Here is a 2,348-nt window from a genome sequence, read left to right as displayed (position 1 = left end):
AGGGCATCATGACTGATGCGCAGGCGCGCCAGTTGGGCGTCGGCGGCGAAGTCCTGTGCTTCGTGGCCTAAGGCGAAAGGAGTAGACCATGTCCCGTGTAGCCAAGAAGCCGATCGACCTGGGTAAGGTTGAACTGAACGTCCAGAACGACAGCGTCATCGCCAAGGGCCCGAAGGGCACCCTGTCGCTGGCCAAGCCGGCTGGCATCAACATCAATGTCGAAAACGGCGTTGCCACCCTGAGCACCGACAACGTGGAGCTGATCCCGCTGACCGGTACCGTCCGCGCCATCCTGTCCAACATGGTCAAGGGTGTTTCCGAAGGCTTCGAGCGCAAGCTTGAGCTGGTCGGCGTGGGTTACCGTGCCGCGATGCAGGGCAAGGACCTCAGCCTGTCGCTGGGTTACTCGCACCCGATCGTGTTCGTGGCGCCGGAAGGCATCACCATCACCACCCCGACCCAGACTGAAATCCTGGTGCAGGGCGCTGACAAGCAGGCCGTCGGTGAAGCTGCCGCCAAGATCCGTGCGTTCCGCAAGCCGGAGCCGTACAAGGGCAAGGGCGTGAAGTACTCCGACGAAGTCATCATTCGCAAGGAAGCCAAGAAGGCCTAATTAGGACCTTCCGCTTTCCAGGGAAAAAGATCATGAACAAGAACATCGCCCGCCTGCGTCGCGCCAAGTCGACCCGTGCCCACATCCGTGTGCTCGGTGTGGCCCGCCTGTCGGTGCTGCGCACCGGCCAGCACCTGTATGCACAGGTCTTCACCGCTGACGGCTCGAAGGTGCTGGCTGCCGCCAACACCACCCAGGCCGACATCAAGGAAGGCCTGAAGAACGGCAAGAACGCCGATGCCGCCGCCAAGGTTGGCCGCATCGTCGCTGAGCGTGCCAAGGCCGCCGGCGTCGAGAAGGTTGCCTTCGATCGTTCGGGTTACCGTTACCACGGCCGCATCAAGGCCCTGGCTGACGCTGCCCGCGAAGCCGGCCTGCAGTTCTAAGGGATCAGGGCAGGGGACCCCGGTCCCCATGCCCGCCTGCTCGCCAGCCTGAGTGAGGCTGGGCGGCGCCGCTCTTCTGCAGCGGCCCACCGCAACAACGCACCACTCCACAACCATAAGCGGCCTCGAGCCGTACATAACCCAACAACCAAGGAATAAACATGGCAGAAGAACGTCAGCAGCGGGGTCGCGATCGCGACCGTAACCGCGAAGAGAAAGTCGATGACGGCATGATCGAAAAGCTGGTCGCGGTCAATCGCGTCAGCAAGACCGTCAAGGGTGGCCGTCAGTTCACCTTCACCGCCCTGACTGTTGTCGGCGACGGCGAAGGCAAGGTCGGTTTCGGTTATGGCAAGGCACGCGAAGTGCCGGTCGCCATCCAGAAGTCGATGGAGCAGGCTCGCAAGAACCAGGTCACCGTCGATCTGAACAACGGCACCCTGTGGCACACCATCAAGGATGGTCACGGCGCAGCGCGCGTGTTCATGCAGCCGGCTTCCGAAGGTACCGGCGTCATTGCCGGTGGTGCCATGCGCGCCGTGCTGGAAGCAGTTGGCGTGAAGAACGTGCTGGCCAAGGCCACCGGTTCGCGCAACCCGATCAACCTGGTGCGTGCCACCGTGAAGGGCCTGACTGCAGCGCAGTCGCCGGCTCGCATCGCGGCCAAGCGCGGCAAGAAGGTGGAGGATCTCAACCATGGCTAATGAAACCAACAAGACCGTCAAGGTCCGTCTGGTTCGCGGCCTGCGTGGTGCCCAGGCGCGTCATCGCCTGTCGGTGCGTGCGCTGGGTCTGGGCAAGCTCAACGATGTGCGTGAACTGAAGGACAGCCCGCAGGTTCGCGGTCTGATCAACAAGGTCCACTACCTCGTCAAGGTTGAGGAATAATCCAATGACCATGCATCTGAATGAATTGAGCCCGGCACCGGGCGCTCGTAAAGAGCGTACCCGCGTCGGTCGCGGTATCGGCTCCGGCCTGGGCAAGACCTGCGGCCGCGGCCACAAGGGTTCGTTTGCCCGTAAGGGTGGCGGCAAGATCAAGGCTGGCTTCGAAGGCGGCCAGACCCCCATGCAGCGTCGTCTGCCGAAGATCGGCTTCCGTTCGCCGATCGCCAAGGACACCGCTGAAGTGCTGCTGTACCAGCTGGACAAGCTGCCGGCCGGCGAGATCGACTTCGCTGTCCTGCGTGCTGCCAAGCTGGTCCCGAGCACTGCAAAGAAGGCCAAGGTCGTCGTCAAGGGCGAAGTGACCAAGGCGTTCACCCTGAAGGGTGTTGCTGCCACGGCCGGTGCCAAGGCTGCGATCGAAGCTGCCGGCGGCAGCGTAACGGAGTAAGAGAATCATGGCG

General features: G+C 62.8%; 6 protein-coding genes. All 6 read left to right on the top strand.

What is annotated here, in order from left to right; genetic code table 11:
- The coding region (rpsH, locus tag AC1DJN_RS21600) for a 30S ribosomal protein S8 (protein WP_478040193.1) at positions 1 to 71 on the top strand (71 nt) is incomplete at its 5' end.
- A 17-nt stretch (positions 72 to 88) separates the two neighbouring features.
- Entirely contained in the window at positions 89 to 613 is a 525-nt protein-coding gene (gene rplF, locus AC1DJN_RS21595) for a 50S ribosomal protein L6 (RefSeq protein WP_025879312.1), read from the top strand.
- Between the two features lie 32 nt (positions 614 to 645).
- On the top strand, positions 646 to 999 hold the full coding sequence (gene rplR, locus AC1DJN_RS21590; RefSeq protein WP_025879313.1) for a 50S ribosomal protein L18: 354 nt from the start codon (positions 646 to 648) through the stop codon (positions 997 to 999).
- A gap of 161 nt (positions 1,000 to 1,160) precedes the next feature.
- Positions 1,161 to 1,703 carry a 30S ribosomal protein S5 gene (gene rpsE, locus AC1DJN_RS21585; protein WP_025879314.1) on the top strand — a complete coding sequence of 181 codons (543 nt, stop codon included), beginning with the start codon at positions 1,161 to 1,163 and terminating at the stop codon, positions 1,701 to 1,703.
- Positions 1,696 to 1,887 (top strand): 50S ribosomal protein L30, encoded by a 192-nt coding sequence (gene rpmD, locus AC1DJN_RS21580; RefSeq protein ID WP_025879315.1) that lies wholly within the window; start codon positions 1,696 to 1,698, stop codon positions 1,885 to 1,887. Before rpsE ends, rpmD begins: the two co-directional genes overlap by 8 nt.
- Before the next feature lie 4 nt (positions 1,888 to 1,891).
- Positions 1,892 to 2,335, top strand: coding sequence for a 50S ribosomal protein L15 (gene rplO / locus AC1DJN_RS21575; protein WP_025879316.1), 444 nt, complete (start codon positions 1,892 to 1,894; stop codon positions 2,333 to 2,335).
- Positions 2,336 to 2,348: the final 13 nt, after the last annotated feature.

Source organism: Stenotrophomonas sp. 05L414_2 (assembly GCF_056397905.1).
This window is presented reverse-complemented; position numbering and strand designations above follow the sequence as displayed.